The sequence below is a fragment of the Steroidobacter sp. genome, from assembly GCF_036406195.1.
Taxonomy (GTDB): domain Bacteria; phylum Pseudomonadota; class Gammaproteobacteria; order Steroidobacterales; family Steroidobacteraceae; genus Steroidobacter.
Map to the genome: position 1 here is coordinate 20,930 of NZ_DASWVW010000019.1, position 16,273 is coordinate 37,202.

A 16,273-nucleotide genomic window follows, 5' to 3' on the forward strand; every position below is an offset into this window, starting at 1 on the left:
GAACTTAACTATAGCGGGCCGCGGCTCCAAAGTCATAACGGGCCCGCATCATGACAGAACAAACCAGTCTTTCCCTGGTTATAAGGGGGTTAGCTACAGTGCCAGCTCGGAATAAGGACCAGAATGACCATGACCGAGCTACTGTCGCCACGTCTGCAAGCCCTCATCGAGGGCTCTCGCGCCCTGCTGGAGCAGGCCCTTCGCGAGCACCACGACGTGGTCTACTCCAACAGCCTGGGCGCCGAGGCGATGGTATTGACCGATATCATCTGCACCTACACGCCGGAAATCGAGATATTCACGCTCGACACCGGCCGCCTGCACGACGAGACCCTGGCGCTGCTGGACCGCCTGGAGCGCCGCTACCAGCGCCGCATTCAGGTGTTCGTGCCGCAAGCCGAGGCCATCGAGCAGTACATCCGCGACAATGGTATCAACGGGTTCTACCTCGGGACCGACGAGCGGCAGTCCTGCTGCGGCATCCGTAAGATCGAGCCCTTCAAGCGCGCCATCGCCGGCCGCAAGGCGTGGGTGACGGGCGTGCGCCGCGAGCAATCGGCGGAGCGCGCCTTGGGCGAGCCGATCTCCTGGGACGAGCGCTACGGCTTGTGGAAGATCAGCCCCATGCTGGAGTGGACCGAAGCCGACGTGTGGGCGTATATCAAGGCTCGGAACCTCCATTACAACGCCCTGCATGACAAAGGCTATCCCAGCATCGGCTGCGCGCCGTGCACCCGGGCAGTGGAGCCCGGTGCCGACCCGCGCTCGGGCCGGTGGTGGTGGGAGAATCCCGAGTCTCGCGAGTGCGGCCTGCAGCCGCGCCGCCGGGTTATTCCGCTGAAGGTCGAGCCGCGCCGCGCGGCCGGCCAGTAAAGCGACGCCAGCGCGTCGCAGGACGACGCACGCCAATGGATTACTTTCCGATCTTTCTGCGGCTCGCGAACGAACCGGTGCTGGTCGTCGGCGGCGGGGAAGTGGCCGCTCGCAAGATCGACCTGCTCCTGCGCACGCAGGCGAAGGTCACCGTCGTCTCTCCCGAGTTGATCGAGTCGCTGGCGCAGAAGGCCGCGGACGGCGTCATCGACCACGTTCCTGGCGAATTCCAGCCCGAGCTGCTGGACGGCATGCGGCTGGCGATTGCGGCGACCGACAAGCAATCGGTCAACGCGTGGGTGGCGCATCAGGCCGAGCGCCGGAATATCCCCGTGAACGTTGTCGACGACCGCGAGCTGTCGCGCTTCATCATGCCCGCCATCGTCGATCGCTCGCCGGTGGTGGTCGCGGTGGGCAGCAGCGGCGATGCGCCCGTTCTGACCCGCCGGTTGCGGGAAAAGCTGGAGTCTTTCCTGCCGCAGCGGCTGGGCGATCTCGCCAAGCTCGCCGGCAAGCTGCGTGCCTCCGTGAAGGCCAAACTCGAGCACCCGGGTACGCGGCGGCGCTTCTGGGAAAATTTCTTTGACGGCTCGATTGCCGCGGATGTGCTGTCCGGACGCGAGGACGCGGCAGGGCAGGGCATTCTGGATCGCATCGGTACCTCGCTCACTCGCTTCGCCAAGCAGTCGAAGTTCGCGGGCGAAGTGACCTTGGTCGGCGCGGGCCCCGGCGATCCCGGCCTGCTGACGTTGCGCGCACTGCGAGCATTACAAAACGCCGATGTGGTTCTTTACGACCGGCTGGTGTCCGCCGAAGTGCTCGATCTCGCGCGTCGCGATGCCGAGCGCATCTATGTCGGCAAGGCGGCGGGCTCGCATCACGTCTCTCAAGAAGACACCAACGCGCTGCTGGTGAAACTCGCCAAAGCAGGCAAGCGCGTGTGTCGGCTGAAAGGCGGCGATCCTTTCATCTTCGGCCGCGGTGGCGAAGAGTTGGAAGCGCTGGCCGCCGAGGGTATTCGATTCGAAGTCGTGCCGGGCGTGACCGCCGCGGCAGGTTGCGCCGCGTATGCAGGCATCCCGCTCACGCATCGTGACTATGCTCAAGCACTGACGTTTGTTACAGGTCACTGCAAGGGCGAGGCAGACAATGTCGACTGGAGCGCGCTGTCGCGTCCTGGTCACACCGTGGTGTTCTATATGGGCCTGAACCAACTCGAGAACATCGTTGCTCGCTTGCGCGAGCATGGCGCGCCGGAAACGCGGGCCGCCGCAATCGTCGAGCAGGGCACGCGTCCAACGCAGCGTGTCGTTACTGCCATGCTCGCCGATCTGGTTCATAAGGCCGCCGAAGCTCGTGTGGAGTCGCCGGCATTGCTGATCGTGGGCGACGTGGCTCGCCTGCATGACGCTCTGCATTGGTTCAACGCACGCTCCGTCGACGTAGCATCCGCTGAAGAAGGAAGGCTGTCCGCATGAACAGCGCAAACGACAATGTACGCCCCAGTCTGATTCGCCGCGGTTTCGCCGATGCCATCGGCAACACGCCGCTGATCCGCCTGAACCGTTTCAGCGAGCTCACTGGCTGCGAGATCCTAGGCAAGGCCGAGTTCATGAATCCCGGTGGCTCGGTGAAAGATCGCGCCGCGCGCGGCATCATCGAAGTGGCCGAGCGCAGCGGCCAGCTGAAGCCGGGCGGCACGTTGGTCGAAGGCACGGCTGGCAATACCGGCATTGGCTTCGCTCACGTCTGCAATGCTCGTGGCTATCGTTGCATCATTGTGATGCCGGACAACCAGTCTGCCGAGAAGTATCAAATGATCGAAACGCTCGGCGCTGAAGTGCTGCGCGTGAAGACCGTGCCGTACAGCGATCCGAATCATTACCAGAAGATCGCTGGCCGCCTGGCTGGTGAGATTCCGGGCGCGGTGTGGGGCAACCAGTTCGACAACACCGCCAACCGCGATGCGCACGAGAAGACCACTGGCCCGGAGATCTGGCAGCAGACCGACGGCAAGATCGATGCATTCGTTGCAGCCACCGGCACGGGCGGCACGCTGGGTGGCATCTCGCGTTACTTGAAGAAACAGAATCCGAAAGTGCGTACCGTACTGGCCGATCCTCAGGGCAGCTCGCTGTACCACTGGATTCGCAACGGTGAGCTGAAGGCCACCGGCCCGGGGTCGATCACCGAGGGCATCGGCATTGGTCGCGTCACCGCGAACCTCGAAGGCTCGCCCATCGACGACGCGCTGCACATCACTGATATCGATTGCGTTCGCACCGTGTATCAGTTGCTGCGCGACGAGGGCTTGTTCCTCGGCAGCACCAGCGGCGTGAACGTCGCCGCGGCCGTGCAGATCGCCAAGCAACTTGGCCCCGGCCACACCATCGTCACCATTCTTTGCGACAACGGCGCGAAGTATCAGTCGCGGCTGTTCAACAAGAAGTGGCTGGCGGAGAAGGGGTTGCTCGACGCGACGGGATTGCCGTCCAATGGGCAGCCGGTGTCGATTGCCGAGGTGGCGAGGAACGTGGCGAGCATTGGGGCCTTTCCCAAGCGGCTGAGTGCTTGAGGCGTCGCCAGGCCGTCAATCGCACGTTGCTGATGATGAGCCGGCTGCGGGGCAGAGCCGGCAGGCGCGTGCGATCGATCTCCAGATCACTTTTTTACCTCGTCACGAAAATAGAATCTGTTCTTGGTGGTACCGGCTGCGCAGTCGTGTTCCAGCAATCTTCAGCTGTTCAACGATTCTTGGCTCCTCTCTTGCTGGCTCGGTCGGCTGATCGTATGTCAGTCATCTGGCCGTGCTGATCTGGGGGCTAGCGACAACAGCTAGTGCCGCATCGAGTGTGGGTGCGGCCAGCAACTGTTCGGCGACTTTCTCCAATTCGGCGCTCGTGGCGGCGTTGATCCGCGAGAGATGAACACTATCGAGCGGACCGAAGCGCAGGCCGAGTTGTTTGGTGATGAGATCGATCAGTGTCTCGCGACGCCCCTCGGCCCGACCTTCCGTCTTTCCCTGGCCGTAATACTTCCGGGCGAATTCACTTTGATATTCATAGTTCGGTGGCAGCATGTCACTTAACTCACGGCGGGCGGCTTCGCTGAGTGATCGATGGATCAGGTCAAAATACAATTGTGCCCGCTCCGTGTCGAGACTGGCACAAGCGTGCAGCGCGACTGCGGCGATGCGGGCTGCTTTGGTGATGTCTTCATCCTGGCCACGCAATACGGCCGAGAGCACAGCAAGCTCTGGATTGGCTTGTGCGTGATCGTCATCGACGACTTCAGGCACGTCCGAGGGGCCGATGACCAGCGGAAACAGATTGCCACCACCCATGTCGATGGGCTGCGCGGCCCATTTCGCTACGGCATCGTTAGCCGTCACTACGAGTACGTACACCGGACACTCCAACTGCGCGCGCAAGTTCGCTACGCAGACGGGCCAGAGGAAAGAGTTGAACACGCGAGGTCGCGCCGCGGCCACTACTCACGCGTCATCCCGCGGACTCGCCATGCGCGGGAAGCGCGCGGAACGGAGGAAAAAAATCTTTCAAGAGTGCGTTATGTGATTATATACAGTAACGATGTGCTGAGATACGATCGGTCCCGTGTCTGATCAGGCACACCGATTTCCGCCCGAAACCATCCTGTAATTTTCGAGCGGCCCCCGAAGTCATTTGGAGCGAGTGAGTTCAATGCACAAAGGCGGCGCTCGACGGCGTGTCACCACCGCCGAACGCCTGACCAGATCACCCTAAACAGGAGGATGACATGGCTACTAGCGATGATACTTCCATGCCACGCATTTCACGACGCAATCAATCCACGACCACTCCCGAGGCACCGATCGCAGCGCCGCTCGGCGGCGGCGATCCGCCAAGCCCACCAACGCCGCCGCGCACTCTGGAAGAAGCAGTCGAGAACGTGAGAACGCTGCTGATGCAGATCCGCGCAACGCTTCACTGTTTGTCCGACGTATTGCTGTACTCGGATGACGATGACGCGGTGATGCACGCGGAAGTGGCGAAGGCGCTGGAGGACTGGGTTAACGAGGCGACAGTCAAGTTGGATCTCGTGAACCTGCGGCCCTTGATCGAGGCGCTTCGACCACACGGCAATGGAGAGGAAGGCGAAGGCGGACCGGCGAGCCATGAGCCGTATCGGGTAAGGGAGCCGACGCCCGTGTATCTGGCCTGACGACCTGAGCGCCCGCTGTCGGTGAGTCTAAGACGGACGGCAGAGGGCGCAGGAAGGCGCATCAACGGTGCGGCCGCATCCAATCTGGATGCGGCCGCCGACTGTTCGGAAAGCCTTGCAGTTCGTGGGCAGGGTATTTCTGAGTCTGAAGCTGCGGGTCTGGCTAAGGCGTTGGCAAGGGGTGTTCTGTTGGAGGTTGCCTGTGGGTAAGATCATTGAGCGCCTGCGTGGTGACCTGGCCACGCTGCACGCGGCGGGCGCTCAAGCTGTTGAACGTCATCGCCAACAAGGGACTGCAGGCGATTCTTTGAAGTCATGCGTAGCTCAACTTTGAGATGAAGCATCCGAGGGAGTGATGACAATGTTCTCGTACCGTATTCACCGACGCCTCGCTTTCGCCGCTGTCTCTTTCGGAGCGATCGCGTTGGCGGGTTGCCAGACAGCGCCGGTGGGATCATCCGCGCCGCCGGTGCCGGAGTTGAAGTTGCTTGAATCGCAGCCGCTGACGCTGGCAGAGGGCTGCGAGGCGAGTGGAAGTTACTTCGTCGAGTTCACGGTGCTGAGTGATGGGCACACAGGGAACATTCAAGCACCTGCGAGCCCGGCATGTGTACAGCAGGCGTTGACCGCCTGGGTTGGCACGTTCCGATATGCGCCGCCCGGGCAGCTGATGCCGGCGGGAGTGGAGTGGATGATGGTCACGGGCCGCCGTGGGCCGTGAGCCAATAGCCGGCACAGAATCAGGACCGGCAAGGATTCCAGCGCGCCGACGCAGTGGAGTGTCGACGCATTGCGCAAGCTGCAAGCCGCCGGCAAGCCCATCGAGTACTTCGTCTATCCCGACGCCGAGCACGGCATCTTGCGTTTCGAAGAAAAGGACGACGGCGAACGCCATGTCGTGAGCTACGAAGACGGCTACTTCCAGCAGCAGGTCGAGTGGTTCCGAAAGCAGAGCGGGTTGCAATTGCTCTCGCAGGCGGCCGGGCAATAACCGCACTGTAATACGGAGACCGGCGGAATTGCGGTAGGCTGCAGCCATCAGTCGTAGCCTGCCGATCCACGCTCATGACCCGCCGCGCTCCCGATGCTCCATTCTTCGAAGACCTGCTCGCGCAACGGCTGACTCGCCGACGTGTGTTGCAAGCCGGCGCCGCGATCGCGCCGGCGATGGTGACCGGGGCCATGGTGGGCTCGGCATTGTTCGCGCCGACGGATGCACGAGCTTCCAAGGCCACGCAGCTGGGATTCAAGCCGATCCGTGGCAGCAGCGCCGATGCCATCGTGTTACCGCCCGGCTATACGCACGATGTGCTGATTCGGTGGGGCGAGAGTCTGACCTCCAAGGTGCCCGACCTCGACGCAGCAAGACTCGACGCCGGCGTGCTGCTCGAGCCCAACGCCGCCGAACATCAGCGCAACCAGTTCGGCCAGAACTGCGATGCGATTCATTTTTTCCCGTTGAAGGGGCGCGGCGATCACGGCGTGCTGTGCGTGAACAACGAGTACACGGACGATGCGCTGATGTTTCCAGGTCATCCGGGCTTTCGGGGTATCCGTGGCGGAGCGAGCCGCGACTACGTAAAGAAACATCCGCAGGTCGTGCCCGTCGCAAAAGCCGCTCAGGGAGTGTCGATCGTCGAAATCAAGCGGGAGCGCGGCTGCTGGAAATTCGTGAAGGACTCGCGTTTCAATCGCCGAATCACCGCGGATACGCCAATCAGCATCGGTGGGCCCGCGCGCGGTACGGCGTTGATGCGAACGAAGAATGATCCTGCCGGCGAGCGCGCTCTTGGCACATTCGCGAACTGCGCCGGCGGCGAGACGCCGTGGGGTACCTATCTCACCGCGGAAGAGAACATTCAGGACTACTTCGCCAATCTGGACCAGCTCGAGGCGCGCAGTGATGTCGACCCCTTCATCGTGGAGTCGCATCGCCGCTGGCGCATGTGGAAAAACCAATCGCTGTACAACTGGGACATCGCCGACGCGAGGTTCGATCTGGCGACGACGCCGACCGAGCCGTTCCGCTTCGGCTGGATCGTGGAGATCGACCCGCTCGACCCGACCAGCACTCCGATCAAGCGGACCGCGCTCGGGCGCTTCGCCCATGAAGGCGCAAGCCCGGTGATTGCGGGCAACGGCCAGGTTGCCGTGTACATGGGTGACGATGACAAGTTCGAGTACGTCTACAAATTCATCTCGAACGGACGCTTTGATGCGAAGAACCGCGCGGCCAACCGTAACTTGCTCGATCAAGGCACGCTGCACGTAGCGCGTTTCGACGCGAGCGGCAAGGGCCAATGGCTGCCGCTGGTGTTCGATCCGAAAGGGCCGCTGAATGCCGCAGCCGGGTTTCGCGACCAGGCCGACGTGCTCATCAAAGCTCGCATGGCCGCGTACCTGTTGGGTGCGACACCGATGGATCGCCCCGAGGACGTTGAAGCAAATCCAACCACCGGCCGCATCTACATCGCGTGCACACGTAACGAGAGCCGCACTGTCGAGCCAGGCACCATGACGTATGGCGGACGAGAAATCGACAGCGCACCCAACGCAGCCAATCCGCGCAGCGCGAATGCGAACGGCCACATCATCGAGATCACCGAAGACGGCGAGGATCACACGTCGCTGGAGTTCTCTTGGGAAGTGTTCCTGCTGGCGGGCGACCCTTCGGGCGGGCGCTTGATCACTGACATGAATGAGTTGAAGAGCGACAGTGCGTATTACGCTGGCTATGCCAATGCCGCGGACCTGAGCGCCATCGCTTCCCCAGACAACATCGGCTTCGATCGCGCGGGCAATCTATGGATGGTGTCCGATGGCGCACAGCCCGACGGTAGCAACAATGGTTGCTGGGTGACGCCCACTGTGGGCCCGAATCGCGGCCGCTTGCAGCAGTTCATGAGCGGCCCGGTGGGCTGTGAAGTCTGCGGCTGCCAGTTCTCGCCGGATGACGAAACTCTGTTCATCAGCATCCAGCATCCCGGTGAGGGTGGTAGCACTGCCGAACCGCGCAGCCACTGGCCCGACGGGGGAGACAGTCAGCCGCGGGCGAGCGTGATCGCGATTCGGAAAGAGGGTGGCGGTGTCATCGGCGGCTGAGCGCCCTCACCCCAACCTCTCTCCCCAGGACCCTCACCCCAACCTCTCTTCCCAGGACCCTCACCCCAACCCCTCTCCCAAGGGGAGAGGGGCAAGAATTATCGCTTGGCTCCCTCTCCCTTTGGGAGAGGGCTGGGGTGAGGGGGGATGCTTAACGCCGGCCAATCGGAATATACGCGAGCCCCAGTTGCGCGCCGATATCCGGCGTGTTGCCGAAGTTGGAAATGTTCTCCGTTACCGCCAGGCTCCATTGCACGTCACCGACCCGTTGCTGCAAGCCGACGCTGAGCTGATATTTGTTCTCCGTCAGCTCTTCGAGATCGCGCGCATCCTGCACGGTGCTGCGGCTGGCATACGCCTGCAGGATGGTGGTGGTGCTGGGCGTGATGCCGAAGCCATACCCGAATAGCGCCGTCGGAATGATCTGGTGCTCGTCGGCCGGCGTCTCAGGTCCGCCGGCGTAATACACTGCGCTGCCGGCAAGATACAACGCGTGTCGTCCCCACGTTCTTTGCAATGTGAGCTGCGTACCGTAATCATCACGGCCCGTAGACAACAGGAAACGTTCGCCATCGACCGCGAACTTCGCCGCCAGCTCGAACACGACATCCCAGCCGTAACGCGGCTCAGGCAGCGAATAGCGCAAACCCAGCACGGGATCTCCAAATCCGCCGCGCGACTGCGCAAGTTGGGATAGTCGCGCGCCACGGATGTTATAGACCATCTGAAACTGATTACGCGCGACCAGGTCGCGGCCTTGCTGGCTGAATCCCATGGCATCGTGGAAGGACTCGATCGTGCTGTCGAGCACGCCGCGGCCGTAGCCAATGTATGGAATGCTCAGGTACGAGGTCCACCAGGAGCTCAGGCGCTTGTGGAACACGACATCGATCAAGCCGACTTCGCCATCGACGTAGTAGGCGTCACCCGGCATGTTCAGGATTGCGTCCGCATCCTCCTGACTCAGCGCCTGCCGGCCCACGCCGCGCGCTTCGAGATAGCCGCGCACGTTGTCGCTCATGACGAACGTGTTCTGGTAAGCGGTGAGAATCTCGAATGCCCAGCTGTCCTGCCGCGCATCCACGGTGTGCGCGGGGCAGCATGTCGAGACGAAACAAACCAAAAGGCGTGAGGTCGCGCCCGCGAAGCAGGCCCGGATGATGCCATTCACGCTGCTCGGCCGCCCCTGCCGTTCCCCAGCAGCAGATGACGAGCAGCGTGGCGAACATTTTTCGACGCGTCGTCATGGGCGGTCCTCCTGGACATGAATGGTGTGGCAATCCTCCCTACAGCACTTTGCCGGGATTCATGATGCCGTTGGGATCCAGCGCCTGTTTGATGGCGCGCATGACTTCGAGCGCCACCGGTTGTTTGTAACGAACCAGCTCCTCGCGCTTGAGCCTGCCGATGCCGTGCTCGGCGCTGATGCTGCCGCCATAGCGTGCGATCAGGTCGTGCACGGCCCGGTTTATGTTCGGTGCCAGCCGCAAAAACGATTCATCGTCGCCGCCGGCGGGGCGGCTGACGTTGAAATGCAGATTGCCGTCGCCCAGGTGACCGTAGGAAACAATACGACCTTGCGGCGAAATCTCGCGCACCAGGCGGGACGCTGCGATGATGAAGCGCGGCAGCTCGCTGGTCGTTACCGAAACGTCATGTTTGATGCTGGCGCCGATGCGGCGCTGGGCTTCGGGAATGCTCTCGCGCAGGCGCCAGAACATCTCCCGCTGCGACTCGTTGTTGGCCAGTGCTGCGTCGCTGATCTGCCCTTGCTCCATGGCGTCGGCCAGCTCCGACTCGATGGCGCCTCGCAGCGTTTCATCGTGCCGGCCCATGCCGATTTCCAGCAGCACGTACCAGTCGTGATATTGGTCCAGCGGGTTGGCGGTGTTGGGAATGTGTTCGAGCACCAGTTCCAGCGCGGCCCGCGGAATGAGCTCGAACGTCGAGACCGCGTCACCGGTAAACGTGCGCAATCGGGATAGCAAGTCCACCGCACGCTGAGGATCGGCGAGACCGACGAACGCGGTCACTGACGAGGCGGGTCGCGAGAACAACTTGCATGCTGCCGCGGTGATCACGCCGAGGGTGCCTTCGGCGCCCATGAACAGATCGCGCAAGTCGTATCCAGTGTTGTCTTTGCGCAGGGGTTTGAGGCTGTCGAGGATACGTCCGTCCGGCAGCACGACCTCCAGTCCAAGAACGAGATCGCGCATCATGCCGTAGCGAAGCACGGCGGTGCCGCCAGCATTCGTGGACAGGTTGCCGCCGAGCTGGCAAGAGCCTTCCGATCCCAAACTCATTGGAAACAATCGGTCGACCGAGGAGGCGGCGGCTTGCACTTCCGCGAGCACGCAGCCTGCTTCGGCAATCAAGGTGTAGTTCAGTGGATCGACCGAACGGATGCGCCGCATGCGTGACAGGGACAACACGATCTGCGAGCCGTCCTCGCTGGGCGTTGCGCCACCACAGTAACTCGTGTTGCCGCCGACCGGCACGACGCCGACTCGCGCTTCGTTACACAGGCGCATGATGTTGGAGACCTGCTGCGTGCTGTCCGGGCGCAATACCAGCGGCGTGGCGCCTCGATAGAGCTGGCGATGGTCGACGAGGAAGGGTTCGATGTCGGCCGCTTGATCCAGATAGCCCTGAGGCCCGACGACGCGGCGTAGCTCGGCGAGCAGGGAAGTGCTGATGGTCATGGCCAGCAAGCTTAACGCCAAAGGCCGGCGCTCGCAGCGGCTGCGCTGCCCAGCGTAGATGCAAGCCCAGATGCAGGCCCAGATCAGTGTTTCGGTGAGTCAGTGGCCGGCGGCTTCAGCATTGGCCGCGTCGGCCGTCAGCTCCTGCCAGCTGTCCTGCTCCGCAAGTTCCGCCAGTTCCGCAGCCGGCAGCGCCCGGCCCGCAACCACCTGCTTGCCTTCCAGCACGCATGCGAAGCTGCGCGGTGGCCCATCGCCAGGCTTGGCAACGAACGGCTTGGCCACGCCGCCGATCAAATGCTCCGTTCCGGAGCGCTTGTCGACCGTCACGTCAAACCGGTAGCGCAGCTCGAACGCCCGCGTGTCGAGCAGGAACTTCTGGCAGAACAGCTGCGGGCAGACCCGGGCTGCATCCTCGGTTTCGATGGGATCGCAGCCCTTCACCACCACGGCCTTTTTGGAGCGCAGCAGCTCCGGCTCGCCCAGGTTGCCGAGCAGCCAGAACAGCCCGGACAGAGCGATACCGAAAACAGCGGCGAAGATGGCGAGGCGCAGCGGCAGCATGCGCCCGCAACTTTACCCGCGCCAGCCCGGCTTCACCATCAACATGTGCACGTCACCGAGCTGACGCTCGGCGAAGCCGCCTTCGCAGTAGCACAGGTAGTAGTCCCACAGCCGGATGAATTCCTCCGGATACCCCAATGCCCGCACCTGGCCGATATTGGCGAAGAAGTTCTCGCGCCACCTGCGCAATGTGGTGGCGTAGTGCGGCCCGATGTCTTCGAGGTGATAGACCTTCATGTCCGTGGCGCGCGTCACCGCATCGGTGATGGCGGTGACACAAGGAATGAAGCTGCCCGGAAACACGAAACGCTGGATGAAATCCACGCTCTTCAGTGCGTCGTCGTAGATCTGGTCCTGGATGGTGATGGCCTGGATCAGCATCGCGCCATTGGGCTTGAGCAGCGAGGCGCACTTGGCGATGTAAGTATCCAGGTACTGATGACCCACGGCCTCGATCATCTCGATGGACACCAGCTTGTCGTACTGTCCGGTAAGATCGCGATAGTCGTCCAGACGCAGGTCGATGCGGTCACTCAAGCCCGCGGTGGCGACGCGCTCCTTGGCCAGCGCATATTGTTCCTTGGAAATGGTGGTGGTCGTGACGCGGCAGCCATACTTCCTGGCCGCATAGATCGCCAGACCGCCCCAGCCGGTGCCGATTTCCACCAGGTGGTCGGTGGGCTTGAGCTGCAGCTTGCGACACACTGCCTCGAACTTCGCCAGCGAGGCTTCCTCCAACGTGGCTTCCGGCGTCTCGAAGATGCCGCACGAGTAGGCCATGGTGTCGTCCAGCCACAGCTGGAAGAACTCGTTGCCCAGGTCGTAGTGAGCGGCAATGTTCTTGCGGCTGCCATCCTTGGAGTTGCGGTTCATCCAATGGAAGATCCGGCGCAACGGCGCGGTGAGGAACGCCAGCCCGCTTTCCATGCCCTGCATGATCTCGCGATTCAACACCATGATGCGCACCAGTGCGACCAGGTCATCGCAGCGCCAATGGCCGTGAATGTATGCCTCGCCCGCGCCAGTCGTGCCGCCGAAGGCGGCATCGGCCCAGAACTGCGGATGCGCTACGTCCACCGTCGCGGACAGCGAACATTCCGGAGTGTGCTTGCCGAAGCGATGCACCTGACCGCCTTCGACGACCGTGACCTCGCCATGCTTCAAATGTTTCAATTGCCCGAGCAGCGCATCGCGGCCAGTGCGTTGCAGCCACGAGTCGTTGGCTACCAGGGCGGGGGTGTTGGGCAGAATCGACGGTCTTGCTGTTGTCATGGCGTCGGGGTCCACTTCGGATGAGTGAAGAACGGCGTGCGTCGGTACCACAGGCGCAGTGCCTGCCAGTAGATCGCTCCGGAAACTTTGACCGTCATGAGCGGATACTTCAGCAGCGCGCGCGACAGCGCGGCGCTGGAAATTTCCTGGCGCTGCAGCGTCAGTGTCGCGTCGAACACGCGACGGGTTTGTCCGTCCTGGTGCCGCAGATTGTCCATGTGAATGCGCAGTTGCTCGCCGGGCGTGCTCAAGCGCCAGTCGTAGCTCATCTCCATCGGCCAGAACGGCGAGACGTGAAATTCCTTGCCGAATTCGAAGCGCAACACATTGTCGTTGCGCGTGGCCGCCGAGACTGGCAGCACATACGCGTGACGTTCCTTCCACGGCGTGTTGGTGATCTCGGCCAGGATGGTCTGCACCTTGGTGCCGCTGCTGTCGAAGCAGTAGTAGAACGACACGGGATTGAAGATGTACCCGAAGTAGCGCATGTGCGTAAGCAGGCGAATCGGGCCATCCGGCCTGCGGCCGGTCTGCGCGGTCACCGTGCGGCGGACTGCTTCGTCCAGGCTCAGCTCGCCGTGAGCATCGTCGCTGTCTTCGAGCGTGTGGTGATAGTCGGAACGCTTGAAGCGCGCGAACGCGGGCCGCCGCGTCGACCAGCACCAGTAGCGATCGAACAGGTGTGGCAGCTCGGCCAGGTCCAGATACATCATGAACAGTTCATAACGGAACTGATGACCGGCCGGCTCGTGCCGGCGGTGCCGGATGGAGCCGTTGTAGATGCAGCTATGCATGAGATCAGAAGTGACTAGTGACTGGTGACTAGTGAATGGTCAAGCCGCGCCGGCGGCGACCGGCGCGACCTGGGGTTCGGCGCCAGGTTCGCTGCGGGAAGTAATGTCCCACTGGAAGTGTTCGAGCGCGCGCATCGCGGTTACGACACCGTCTTCATGAAAGCCGTACCGCCAATAGGCGCCGCAATAGTAAGTGCGGCGAGCGCCGTTCACTTCGCGATGCCGCGCCTGGGCGGCAACGCCTGCCGGCAGATACACCGGGTGGTGATAGGCGATGCGCTGGACGATCTTGCTCTTGTCGATGGCATCCGCGTGGTTGAGCGTGACCAGAAACTTGGTGGGCGCGTCCAGCGTCTGCAGGATGTTCATGTCATACGTGAGCGCGACCGGCTGCTGCGGATTCTTCAGCGCGTGATAGTTCCACGCGGCGCGTGCCAGCGGTCGGCGCGGCAGCAGCGAGGTATCCGTGTGCAGAATGGCTTCGTTCGCTGCATACGGAAATGCGCTCAGCACTTCGCGTTCGGCAGGAGTCGGATCGCTCAGCATGTCGAGCGCCTGATCGCTATGACACGCAATGAATACGTGATCGAAGCGATGCACCTCGCCTCGTCGGGTGCAGACCTCGACTTCATTCGACCGGCGGCGCACGCCTTCGATGGGCGTCGACAAGCGCACGTCAGCTTTCATCGAAGCAATCAGCTTGCGCACGTATTCACGCGAACCGCCTTTCACCGCCTGCCATTGCGGACGGTTGTCGATGTTGAGAAAGCCGTGGCGCTCGAAGAAATCTACGAAGAAGCGCGCCGGGAACGACAGCATCGCATCCGCCTCGGCAGACCAGATGGCGCGCCCCATGGGCAGAATGTAGCGCTCTGCAAACGATTCCGAATAACCGTTGTTGCGCAAGTATTCGCCAAGCGTCAGCTTGTCGTCATTGGTTTTCAGTAAGGCGCGCGATTCGCGGTTGAAACGCAGGATGTCGTAGATCATGCGCAGGAACGACGGGCTGACGAGGTTCGAACGCTGTGCGAACAGCGCGTTCACCGAAGTGCCGTTGTACTCCAGGCCGGTGCGCTCGCAGCGCAGGCTGAAGCTCATGTTCGACGGCTGCCACTCCACGCCGAGCTCGCGCAGCATGGCCATGAAGTTCGGATAGGTCCAGTCGTTGAAGACGATGAAGCCGGTGTCGACCGCGTAGTGTTTGCCCTGCCACTCGACGTCGACGGTGTTGGTGTGGCCGCCGGGATAGTTGCCCGCTTCGAACACCGTAACGTCGTGCTGGCCGCTCAGCTTCCAGGCCGCGTACAAGCCTGCGATGCCGGCGCCGATGACTGCGATGCGCATATGGACCTGTCCCGAAAGTTATGGATGCTTGTTGTTATTCGGCTTTGGCATGCACGCGGGTGCGCGCATCGCGCACTTCGCGTGGCACCGGCTTGAGATCCCAGACGATGCCGAGCAGCGCGAGCACTCGCAGCCCGTAGTACGTCAGGTCGATCTCCCACCAGTAGAACCCCTGGCGCGTCGACGCCGGATAGTGATGGTGGTTGTTGTGCCAGCCTTCGCCGAAAGTGAGCAGCGCCAGCCACAGGTTGTTGCGGCTGTCGTCGCTGGTCTCGTAACGGCGCTTGCCGAAGCGATGACACAGCGAATTGATGGTGTAGGTGGCGTGATAGGTCACCACCGTGGAAACGAAAAAGCCCCACACCAGCATCTGCCAGCGATCGGTGTGCAGGCCCGGCGCGTAGCGCTCGAGCGCGGCGCCCAGGAAGAACAAGCCCACCGCCAGCGCCACCGGTACCAGGATGTCGAAGCGGTCGAGCAGCTTCAGCTCGGGAAAGCGCAGCAGGTCGCGCACGCGGGACAGGTCGGGCTGGAAATGCCGACGTGACAGGAACCAACCCATGTGGCTCCACAGGAAGCCCCGTTGCACCGGCGAGTGCACGTCCTGCTCGGTGTCGGAGAAGGCATGGTGATGACGATGGTGCGCAGCCCACCAGATCGGGCCGCGCTGCACGGCGGAGGCGCCGAGCAGAGCGAACACGAACTGGCCGGCGCGCGAAGTCTTGAAGGAGCGATGCGAAAAGTAGCGGTGATAAAAACCGGTGATCGCAAACATGCGGATGACGTACAGGCCGAACGCCACCAGCGCCGCAACCGGGCTCACGCCGACGATGAGCACGGCGAGACAGGCGATGTGCATGCCGATGAAAGGAATCACGCGCAGCCAGTCGACGCGGTCGATCTTGGCATTGTCGAAATTGGCCAGGCCCGCGCCGGCGTCGAGCCAGCTGGTCAGGCTGGTCAGCAGCTTTCCCTGCTGTTTGCCGAAACCGGCCGAGGCGGTTGCGTCGGGCCGCTTGCCGAAGTCGGCCGTTGCGGTTTCGACCGGCCCGTCAAACGGCGTGACTTTTGCCGGACTCAGCGGCTGCGCGACTTCAGGGTGATTGCTCATACTCATGCGTCCTCGCAACGGATTTCGCATGAGCGGCGAGCTGCGGATTCAATGCTTGCCTGGCGGTAGGGACGGGCGAGCGTGCGCTTGGGGGAATCCCGCAATTCCAGGACAGGAAGAAAGCAGGTGACCCCCAGACTGATTCCCCGTGTTTCCAAACGCACCTGTCGGAGCGTGGCGACAACGGGTCGTGGACCGGGGGCCGGGGTCGGCCAGCTCAGGGCCGCGCGGCGGAAGCAGGATGGGTAACGACCGCGCCGGTCGGAACGGCGCGGTCGTGAATTCGTCTATGCGAAGGGGCGGAGGCT

General features: G+C 62.5%; 15 protein-coding genes. 7 read left to right on the plus strand and 8 right to left on the minus strand.

All coding sequences use genetic code 11. From position 1 onward, the window contains the following. The first annotated feature begins 129 nt into the window (after window positions 1–129). Genes VGE08_RS08185 through VGE08_RS08195 form a run of 3 tightly spaced genes read left to right on the plus strand, consistent with a single transcriptional unit; the run spans window position 130 to window position 3,448 of the window. On the plus strand, window positions 130–873 hold the full coding sequence (locus VGE08_RS08185; RefSeq protein WP_331067373.1) for a phosphoadenylyl-sulfate reductase: 744 nt from the start codon (window positions 130–132) through the stop codon (window positions 871–873). A gap of 35 nt (window positions 874–908) precedes the next feature. Then, the gene (gene cysG / locus VGE08_RS08190) at window positions 909–2,351 is read left to right on the plus strand and encodes a siroheme synthase CysG (protein WP_331067374.1); all 1,443 of its coding nucleotides are present in this window, start codon (window positions 909–911) and stop codon (window positions 2,349–2,351) included. Continuing rightward, window positions 2,348–3,448 carry a cysteine synthase A gene (locus VGE08_RS08195; protein ID WP_331067375.1) on the plus strand — a complete coding sequence of 367 codons (1,101 nt, stop codon included), beginning with the start codon at window positions 2,348–2,350 and terminating at the stop codon, window positions 3,446–3,448. Before cysG ends, VGE08_RS08195 begins: the two co-directional genes overlap by 4 nt. A 222-nt stretch (window positions 3,449–3,670) precedes the next feature. On the opposite strand, the gene VGE08_RS08200 is transcribed toward VGE08_RS08195, so the two are convergent. Next, the gene (locus VGE08_RS08200) at window positions 3,671–4,171 is read right to left on the minus strand and encodes a hypothetical protein (protein WP_331067376.1); all 501 of its coding nucleotides are present in this window, start codon (window positions 4,169–4,171) and stop codon (window positions 3,671–3,673) included. Window positions 4,172–4,650: 479 nt separating this feature from the next. Between VGE08_RS08200 and VGE08_RS08205 the strand changes: the two genes are divergently transcribed. The 4 genes from VGE08_RS08205 (at window position 4,651) to VGE08_RS08220 (ending at window position 8,178) form a co-directional block, all read left to right on the plus strand. Then, on the plus strand, window positions 4,651–5,076 hold the full coding sequence (locus VGE08_RS08205; protein WP_331067377.1) for a hypothetical protein: 426 nt from the start codon (window positions 4,651–4,653) through the stop codon (window positions 5,074–5,076). 361 nt (window positions 5,077–5,437) lie between these two features. Then, the gene (locus VGE08_RS08210; RefSeq protein WP_331067378.1) at window positions 5,438–5,797 is read left to right on the plus strand and encodes a hypothetical protein; all 360 of its coding nucleotides are present in this window, start codon (window positions 5,438–5,440) and stop codon (window positions 5,795–5,797) included. 69 nt (window positions 5,798–5,866) lie between these two features. Next, the gene (locus VGE08_RS08215; protein ID WP_331067379.1) at window positions 5,867–6,067 is read left to right on the plus strand and encodes a hypothetical protein; all 201 of its coding nucleotides are present in this window, start codon (window positions 5,867–5,869) and stop codon (window positions 6,065–6,067) included. A 74-nt stretch (window positions 6,068–6,141) separates the two neighbouring features. After that, on the plus strand, window positions 6,142–8,178 hold the full coding sequence (locus tag VGE08_RS08220) for a PhoX family phosphatase (protein ID WP_331067380.1): 2,037 nt from the start codon (window positions 6,142–6,144) through the stop codon (window positions 8,176–8,178). 151 nt (window positions 8,179–8,329) lie between these two features. Here VGE08_RS08220 and VGE08_RS08225 read toward each other — a convergent pair whose 3' ends face one another. From VGE08_RS08225 to VGE08_RS08255, 7 genes are all read right to left on the minus strand, one after another. Beyond that, entirely contained in the window at window positions 8,330–9,262 is a 933-nt protein-coding gene (locus VGE08_RS08225; protein ID WP_331067381.1) for a DUF3187 family protein, read from the minus strand. Window positions 9,263–9,464: 202 nt separating this feature from the next. Continuing rightward, on the minus strand, window positions 9,465–10,880 hold the full coding sequence (locus VGE08_RS08230) for an FAD-binding oxidoreductase (RefSeq protein ID WP_331067382.1): 1,416 nt from the start codon (window positions 10,878–10,880) through the stop codon (window positions 9,465–9,467). A 99-nt stretch (window positions 10,881–10,979) separates the two neighbouring features. Next, a complete protein-coding gene (locus VGE08_RS08235) occupies window positions 10,980–11,444 on the minus strand; it encodes a hypothetical protein (RefSeq protein WP_331067383.1) in 465 nt (154 codons plus the stop codon). Between the two features lie 12 nt (window positions 11,445–11,456). Beyond that, complete coding sequence (locus tag VGE08_RS08240) at window positions 11,457–12,716, minus strand: cyclopropane-fatty-acyl-phospholipid synthase family protein (protein WP_331067384.1); 1,260 nt, start codon at window positions 12,714–12,716, stop codon at window positions 11,457–11,459. Next, entirely contained in the window at window positions 12,713–13,510 is a 798-nt protein-coding gene (locus VGE08_RS08245; protein WP_331067385.1) for a DUF1365 domain-containing protein, read from the minus strand. The genes VGE08_RS08240 and VGE08_RS08245 overlap by 4 nt, the downstream gene beginning before the upstream one ends. 39 nt (window positions 13,511–13,549) lie before the next feature. Next, window positions 13,550–14,854, minus strand: coding sequence for an NAD(P)/FAD-dependent oxidoreductase (locus VGE08_RS08250; RefSeq protein ID WP_331067386.1), 1,305 nt, complete (start codon window positions 14,852–14,854; stop codon window positions 13,550–13,552). Window positions 14,855–14,888: 34 nt separating this feature from the next. Further along, window positions 14,889–15,965 carry an acyl-CoA desaturase gene (locus VGE08_RS08255; RefSeq protein ID WP_331067387.1) on the minus strand — a complete coding sequence of 359 codons (1,077 nt, stop codon included), beginning with the start codon at window positions 15,963–15,965 and terminating at the stop codon, window positions 14,889–14,891. Window positions 15,966–16,273: the final 308 nt, after the last annotated feature.

Coding starts and splice junctions, on each gene's coding strand:
- VGE08_RS08185 (WP_331067373.1), top strand. CDS start 130: ATGACCGAGCTACTGTCGCCACGTCTGCAAGCCCTCATCGAGGGCTCT.
- cysG (WP_331067374.1), top strand. CDS start 909: ATGGATTACTTTCCGATCTTTCTGCGGCTCGCGAACGAACCGGTGCTG.
- VGE08_RS08195 (WP_331067375.1), top strand. CDS start 2,348: ATGAACAGCGCAAACGACAATGTACGCCCCAGTCTGATTCGCCGCGGT.
- VGE08_RS08205 (WP_331067377.1), top strand. CDS start 4,651: ATGGCTACTAGCGATGATACTTCCATGCCACGCATTTCACGACGCAAT.
- VGE08_RS08210 (WP_331067378.1), top strand. CDS start 5,438: ATGTTCTCGTACCGTATTCACCGACGCCTCGCTTTCGCCGCTGTCTCT.
- VGE08_RS08220 (WP_331067380.1), top strand. CDS start 6,142: ATGACCCGCCGCGCTCCCGATGCTCCATTCTTCGAAGACCTGCTCGCG.
- VGE08_RS08230 (WP_331067382.1), bottom strand. CDS start 10,880: ATGACCATCAGCACTTCCCTGCTCGCCGAGCTACGCCGCGTCGTCGGG.
- VGE08_RS08235 (WP_331067383.1), bottom strand. CDS start 11,444: ATGCTGCCGCTGCGCCTCGCCATCTTCGCCGCTGTTTTCGGTATCGCT.
- VGE08_RS08240 (WP_331067384.1), bottom strand. CDS start 12,716: ATGACAACAGCAAGACCGTCGATTCTGCCCAACACCCCCGCCCTGGTA.
- VGE08_RS08245 (WP_331067385.1), bottom strand. CDS start 13,510: ATGCATAGCTGCATCTACAACGGCTCCATCCGGCACCGCCGGCACGAG.
- VGE08_RS08250 (WP_331067386.1), bottom strand. CDS start 14,854: ATGCGCATCGCAGTCATCGGCGCCGGCATCGCAGGCTTGTACGCGGCC.
- VGE08_RS08255 (WP_331067387.1), bottom strand. CDS start 15,965: ATGAGCAATCACCCTGAAGTCGCGCAGCCGCTGAGTCCGGCAAAAGTC.